We start from the raw sequence: 6,829 nt of genomic DNA, 5'->3' as shown, positions 1-6,829 counted from the left end.
ATGCGGTTCCCCAAACTTACGTTTTTGTAACGATGATGGTCGCGGGACAGGTTCCCGCATCGATGTTCATTCCATAACTAAAATGAACAGAGAACTTCTGTAGCTACCGGCCCTCATTGAGAATTCTTCTCAGCTACGGAAATTGATATAGGTTCTTTGTAGTCCGGCGCTTGTATTGAAAAAGTCGCCCTCCTGACTAGGGGACTTTTTTAGTTCTCCTTATAACAGTCTAGTAGATGCTTTTCCGGGTTGGAATGGAAAATGGGAGGACCATATGGCCCCCCCTTATTGAGCTAACGTACCCGTTAGCTCAACGCTACCGCCGTATGAGCTTGAGTAGCATCATTACACTACAGTCCCCAATGGTTGTTCTAAGAAGAATCTCCTTTGTAACCATTAACTAAAGCTCATTTACTGCCTTTTTAATCATATCATCGTACTCAGTCAGTTCATCCGTATACTTAAAATGGACAACCATCACATTTTTGTTCTCGTAAACACCAGGCGGGCTCGCTAGGCTAATGAGTTTTAACTTATCATTTAAGTCTTTGCGCCCTTCACTTCTAGCTTCTTCGGAATCAAACACGTAGACAAATACATTAACAATTGCTGAAAGTGATGAATCGACTTCAACTTCATTAGTGACACCGCCCATGCTGTGTGTATCTATTGCATATGTCACTGCCACAACATTGTTCAGCTTTTCAAAAAATGATGGATCGTCCTTCTGGTGAATTAGAAGTAATTTTAAGCCTTGGTTTTCCATAGTTTGAATTACAGTATCTAGTGGGACTTTGCTTTCGCCGTTCCCTCCGTTCTTGCAACCTGTCATAGCAAAAACAAATACAAGAATGAAAATAATCATTCGAAATTTCAAATCACATTCCCCTTTTTTAGATACTCAGTAGACGTTCTTTTTATTAAGAATGTTATGTGTATCTTTTAGAAATTCATAGATTGCACATTACACAGGTATTTATAAGCAATTAAAACTGCCAGTTAGCCATCCATGCCCCTCTCGGGTCTTCTTTTCGTGTAAGAACGTAATAAAACAATGGTCATAAGCGATCGTGAGACAAGCCGTACGAAAGCTTGAGAATTTTGGTTTTCAGGTAGCCCTCTCTAATTCAGAAGCCTCTTAGCGTTTCAATATCTCATAGATTGCGAAGAAGCACAGTTTTTAAAAACCATAAAAGCTGGCCTTAGTTTCGTGCTGCCATTTTTGGGTCTGAGCTAATAGTAATTTTCGGGGTAGCTCAATGATCACCATGACTTTCTTGTATTAGTTCTATAATTTCACCTACACATTGTTCTATATCCTTATTTAAGCAATCAAGGGTTTTATCACTGTACTTACATAATGCAATTTTTTAGTTGTAATTCAGATACAGTTTTTTCTTCGATCTGCATAAATTTTTGAAACCATCATTATCAATTATCTCTTGTAACAACCTACCCTCATGTTGCTGAATGACAATATCCGTATCCACGTAATCCATTCCTAAGGCTTTTGCAAGCAACACGCCTAAAGTGCTTTTACCAGCACCAGACATACCTACAAGAACTATATTCATTTTCTCCTCCCTTTTTTAACTGTTATTGGTTTCGTTAAACCATTCGGTATTCCCCATAAATATCCTTCACAATTAGCGTTAACTCCCGTTACTTGAACGGAAAAAGCAGCCGATCGTGATTGCCGGCTGCTGCGTGTCTTGATTCAGTTATCGTACCCTTTAGTGCAATGCACAAGTTAATGATCTAATAATAATTCAAACTCAATTTCATGGCGAACAGGTATCCCATCAAATCCTATCAATGGAATTGATGGCTTTATTTTTCTTGCTTCAGTGATCGCGTTTTGATGAACCGCCTTTATGTCAAATCCTCTTTTTTGATAAAATCGAATGGCCTTTAAATTATCGTTAGAAGTAATCAACCATACTCGTTTACAACTACTACTCCTTGCTTTTTCAAGTACCAAATCAATAAGTTTGGTACCTATACCTTGCTCCTCGGCCTTGCTATCAAGCGATATAATTTCGCATTCTTCATTACATATGTTATAAGTTATCAGTCCTTTTATGTCATCACCAAGTAATACAACATACCCTGGCAACTTATCTAATGAATGTGTTTGTCCTCTGGAAATGATAATTGATCCTCGAAAATCTGTAATCCCCACTTTGTGCATATTGTCAATTTCCTTTATCACCATCGAGTGAACCTCCATTATAAAGAAGCGTTCGAAGGGCTGTTTTAAGGCCGCCGCCCGGCAACCCTCCGGAGTTGAACTATCGAACTTTTGTGCCCAGTTAGCTTAACACGTCACGCCTCTTAAACAATAGAGCAACAGTATTAACGCCAGCCAATAAAAACGGGTATAGTAATAAACCTGCAATAATAATTAACCCTGAAACAGGATTAGGATCATCAGCGGGATTATTCATTGGAAATTGAGCAGCAAAAGTACGTACATATAACCAGTAATAGGGGACCCATGTTATGGATGATAAAAAGTTTATTTTTTTTGCGGGTAAAAATTGTTTGATCAAAATAACGAAACCAGCAACTGCTACAAAACTGATAATGATACTAACCCAATTTATAACTTCTAATTCAATCCCAGTTATTCGATTAATTCTATACACATTGACTAATAGTTCACTGATTATAAATGGCAATAAGGCAAAGATAGCACTCAATACATTTAGCTTAACAAAGTACCGCACTACACATAATCCTTGCTTCATTAAAATCCCCCCTTATTACCGGTACTTCCATTGTAAGACGGCAAATGCTAACCGATAAGTTGCGTTCTCCTTACCATTACATCAACATGGATACCATCAAATGTCTTCCATTTGTTGAGCAATTCTTCCCGTTAGCGGAGAGATGGGGATGCCGTTGCTGCACCTCTTCGGCGTTGAACTAACGTACCCGTTACTTTAATAAGCCTCTTGTTTTTTTGTTATTTGAGAAAACCTTCAAGCTTTGTTCTTAAGAGGTCGATATCGTAATTTGCATCAAGACCATTTTCTCATCGTAAATCATTTAGCTCTGACAGCTTAATAATAAGTTGCTCAGCAAAGAGTTGGATGTTTTCCCTGGAAAATAAATGCTTTTTATATGTAGACTGCTTTGTCCCCCAAATCACTCTATCTTTCTTATAATGAACATCAATAAAAAATCCCCCACAACCAAAAATGCCACAAGAGCAAGTGAACATAAGAAACTTCCCATTGCTCGTTAGAGAATTAAAGAACTCCGTTACAACAAATACTTCACCCTCATCTTCATTAAGCCGAACCTCATTGACATAAAGATTTATCGTTTCATTTATTACAGGAGTCACTATCTTTTTGTGTTTAGATATGTTTATATACTTTTTTGATACTTCGACTAAAACTTCGACTGTTAATTTATCATATTCATTTTTCTTGAATGCCCACACACTACTAACCGCCTTAATATGGTATTCCAATATATTCAAGGCATTTACCACGTTATCCTGCCCATTACTTCAACGAAAAAGGAACAGTTGCCTGCCGCGGCGATCTGTTCCTGGTCTCTGCACTATCGTACCCGTCAGCGTAACGATATCAATCTAAGTGGTACGGATTAAGATTAATTCGTTATGGTCCTTCTTTGGTTTATGAATTTTTCCCCTCATGATAGTTTTCCCATAGTGGACCGATGTATTTTTCTAATGTATTTACAACGTCGTCTCTTCGGCTCTCTTCGACATTTACAGTGTCATTAGAAATATCATTTCTAATTCGTATGAGCACAAATAAAGGGGGTAATGCAGCCTCACGGAGAGCCTTTATCAAGTGTTCTTCTTGTGGAGTTATATCCATAGTGTATCGTTTTCCTTTCTAAGTAGATTTCTGCATATAAACTAATTATAAACCCTGACTCAGTGTCAGGGGCAAGAGGAGGTAAGATATTCATTCACTATCGTTTCTCATGGACAAAGTCCATTTTAGCTCCTTCAGTTAGAACGGTCAGCACGCGGTCGGTCATCTCGTCCACGCTGATGTCCTCGTAACCTTTGCCCCACTGAACCGCTGCCCCGAAGATCGCCCAACTCGTCATGAGAGCCAACGTATCGACTGGAACTTGCCTGTCGGCTCGAGCCGTCTGGATCTGCACAAGCCAGCGCCTCAGCAATTCAGCCAGCTCGTCTCGGACCGATCGTTCAAACAGCGGATCGACGGTATCGACCGGACTGCAGCGGCCATAAAGCGACCGTACGTGCTCCAGCACCGTTTGAACCAAAATGCTCAAATGCTCCGTACGCCAGCCGGAATCCGCCGGCAGCTTCCGCTCCAGCAGGTGTCGGAACTTATCTCGGATGGACTGTTCCAGCAGTGCGAATTTGTCTGGAAAGTGTGCATAGAATGTCCCTCGGTGCAAATCCGCCCGATCGGCGATATATACTTTTCCTACTATTGTAATGAACGGAGTTGAATTATTCAACGAAATGAAAAGAAAAGAGGGAGTAAACATGGTAATAGGAATGCCCGAGACAATGAGAGCGATCCGTTATTATTCCTTCGGAGGGCCTGACGTACTGCGTTTGGAAGAAGCGCCCGTTCCGAACGCCGGCATAGGCGAGGCCATCATCCGCGTTCATGCCGTCGGCGTCAACCCCGGCGATTGGCAGATCCGTTCGGGTTTGGCCGGCGATCGGTTCGAACTGCCTTATACCCCCGGTTGGGACGTGTCAGGAATCGTTGTGAGTTTAGGGGATGGAGTGACCAGCTTCCGCCCGGGCGACGCCGTCTACGGCATGACCACCAATAGCGGGGGATGCGCGGAATACGTCGCCGTGCCGGCCGGAAATCTAGCACTGAAGCCTAGATCGATCAATTCGTAGAAGCGGCGGCTTTACCCCAGTCCCGGCTTCACAGCTTGGCATGCGTTGTTCGTCCAGGGGAAGCTGGAGTCGGGTCAGACCGTGTTGATCAACGGCGCCGCCGGAGGAGTCGGTCACCTGGCTGTTCGGTTGGCTCGATGGAAGGGCGCGAGCATCATCGGAGCCGCTTCCGCCCGTAACGAGCCGTTCCTGTGCGAATTGGGCGCCGATCGGTTCGTAGACTATGCGGCTGCTCTGCCGACGGCCATCGCACAGAGCGCGGACCTTGTCCTCGACACGGCCGGCGGTAACCAAGGGGATTGGCTGCTCGATACGCTAAAGCCAGGAGGCCAGCTTGTGCCCATCGCATGGGGGAGCTACTCGTCTGAGCAAGCGCCGAATGCGTCGGTTACCGTCCACGAAGTGCAGTATCCACTGATAACGTCGGCTTTTTTGGAGGAGTTGGCCCGACTGATTGACACAAAATGGCTTAACGTGACGATCGATTCTATATTTCCTTTAGAGGAGACGGCCAACGCGCACATTAAAAGTGAAAGTCACCGGGCACGCGGCAAAATCGTCATCTGCGTTTTTTCTGAACTGCAATAAAGCAATACGAGCAAAGGCTGCCGGTCATGCTGGCAGCCTTGTCCTGGATCTTTACTCAGCTATCGTATCCGTCGTATTATGAGGTTAGCCAGTTTTTACTGGTTGACCGCTTTGCTTTACGCGGTGTATGTATCGGTAGCCGGGGCAGAACGATCGTATCCGTGGGAGGAAATCCCGTCGCTAAAACTGTTCGCCTCCTAGGAAAACCATACCGAGTCGCCGTTGTTGCCTGTATAAACAAGCTCCTTCATGGATCTATGCCATTTTGACCAAGAACACTTTCCATAAAGACCAGAAACCTTCCAACGCTCATAAGGAGGGCTCTTAACCATGCCCATTTTTCAGCATAGTGCTTTTTCTTCTAAAACTTAAGAGAAAAATCTTGACAAGGTTTTGAATAAAAAACTCTGACAGACGTTTTATCAATACTAAAATGTCTTGTTCGTTAACACCATACGTCTCTAGATGTGATACTTCCTCCCCCCTACCTTTTGAATAGAATTTGCTTGCAAATCAACGGTATCAGTCATAATTATCTGTCCTTCATACTTTACAATTGCTTTAACTATTTCCTCTTTTAAATCAACATGATTATATTCGATCTTCAAACTAATTTAGAAAAGATCTATGATCCCTCGGAACAGTCCGGAGAAGAAGCTGCCGATCGTACGGAATAACAGCCTCCACCAGCCGGCTTTGTTGACGTCTTCCGAAGCGACCAAGTCGATCGTAACCGTCTTTTCTTCTTGGGTGGACGGGTCTTTGTATTTGTAAGTAACCGTACCTACATTAGCGCCGAGTTTAACCGGAGCGACCAACGAGTCCTGCGCGCTCTTCACTTCTTGCACCGTCGTTTCCACGGTATGGCCTTTAGGAATTAATATGGTCAGATCGGACGCCGTGACGACCGCTACGTTTTTCGCTTTCCCTTTTTTGACCTTTAACGTTTCGTATTCCGGTACGACGGCTTTCGCATCGACGATCGTTTTCTTCTCGAAGCCGTAGAAACCGTAATCGAACAATTTGGCGGTCTCTAAGAAACGCTGTCCGTCGTTCGTATCGCCGGGAACTCCCATGACGACGGCGATCAGTCGAGTTCCGTCGCGCAAAGCGGTTCCCGTAAAGCAGTTGCCGGCTCTACTGGTATGTCCCGTTTTCAAGCCATCTACGCCTTCGTAGGCGAATTTACGGAAGTTGGGAACGTCCTTGTTGCTTGTGAGCATCCAGTTCACGTTCGTGATCGGCGATTTGTCCCGTTCGCGGAACCTGTAGGACTGGATTTTGGAAGTATTCAAGAATTCTGGTACTTCCTTTAGAATGTGATAGGCTAAAGTCGCGGAATCGCGGGCGGACATTACCGTT

The 6,829-nt window shown here is 43.7% G+C and carries 9 protein-coding genes; 2 read left to right on the top strand and 7 right to left on the bottom strand.

Annotated elements, in window-relative coordinates; genetic code table 11:
* Nucleotides 1–400 precede the first annotated feature (400 nt).
* From AC0YOA_RS38020 to AC0YOA_RS37995, 6 genes are all read right to left on the bottom strand, one after another.
* Entirely contained in the window at nt 401–877 is a 477-nt protein-coding gene (locus AC0YOA_RS38020) for a hypothetical protein (RefSeq protein ID WP_475790943.1), read from the bottom strand.
* 493 nt (nt 878–1,370) lie between these two features.
* Complete coding sequence (locus tag AC0YOA_RS38015; protein WP_475790942.1) at nt 1,371–1,574, bottom strand: shikimate kinase; 204 nt, start codon at nt 1,572–1,574, stop codon at nt 1,371–1,373.
* A gap of 176 nt (nt 1,575–1,750) precedes the next feature.
* A complete protein-coding gene (locus tag AC0YOA_RS38010; protein WP_475790941.1) occupies nt 1,751–2,215 on the bottom strand; it encodes a GNAT family N-acetyltransferase in 465 nt (154 codons plus the stop codon).
* Between the two features lie 97 nt (nt 2,216–2,312).
* Nucleotides 2,313–2,750 (bottom strand): hypothetical protein, encoded by a 438-nt coding sequence (locus AC0YOA_RS38005; protein WP_475790940.1) that lies wholly within the window; start codon nt 2,748–2,750, stop codon nt 2,313–2,315.
* Nucleotides 2,751–3,037: 287 nt separating this feature from the next.
* Nucleotides 3,038–3,451: a hypothetical protein gene (locus AC0YOA_RS38000; protein WP_475790939.1), complete on the bottom strand. Its 414-nt coding sequence runs from the start codon at nt 3,449–3,451 to the stop codon at nt 3,038–3,040.
* A gap of 503 nt (nt 3,452–3,954) precedes the next feature.
* Complete coding sequence (locus tag AC0YOA_RS37995; protein ID WP_475790938.1) at nt 3,955–4,416, bottom strand: TetR/AcrR family transcriptional regulator; 462 nt, start codon at nt 4,414–4,416, stop codon at nt 3,955–3,957.
* 115 nt (nt 4,417–4,531) lie between these two features.
* Here AC0YOA_RS37995 and AC0YOA_RS37990 point away from each other — a divergent pair, with 115 nt between their 5' ends.
* A complete protein-coding gene (locus AC0YOA_RS37990) occupies nt 4,532–4,879 on the top strand; it encodes an alcohol dehydrogenase catalytic domain-containing protein (protein WP_475790937.1) in 348 nt (115 codons plus the stop codon).
* Between the two features lie 81 nt (nt 4,880–4,960).
* Nucleotides 4,961–5,467, top strand: coding sequence for a zinc-binding dehydrogenase (locus AC0YOA_RS37985; RefSeq protein ID WP_475790936.1), 507 nt, complete (start codon nt 4,961–4,963; stop codon nt 5,465–5,467).
* Nucleotides 5,468–6,081: 614 nt separating this feature from the next.
* Here the strand turns inward: AC0YOA_RS37985 and AC0YOA_RS37980 are convergent.
* Nucleotides 6,082–6,829 (bottom strand): D-alanyl-D-alanine carboxypeptidase family protein (locus AC0YOA_RS37980; protein WP_475790935.1); only part of this gene is annotated, 748 nt, incomplete at its 5' end.

It is taken from the genome of Paenibacillus sp. JT22N12 (assembly GCF_056269365.1).
The sequence above is the reverse complement of the archived record's forward strand: the minus strand, read 5'-3'. Positions and strand labels throughout refer to the sequence as shown.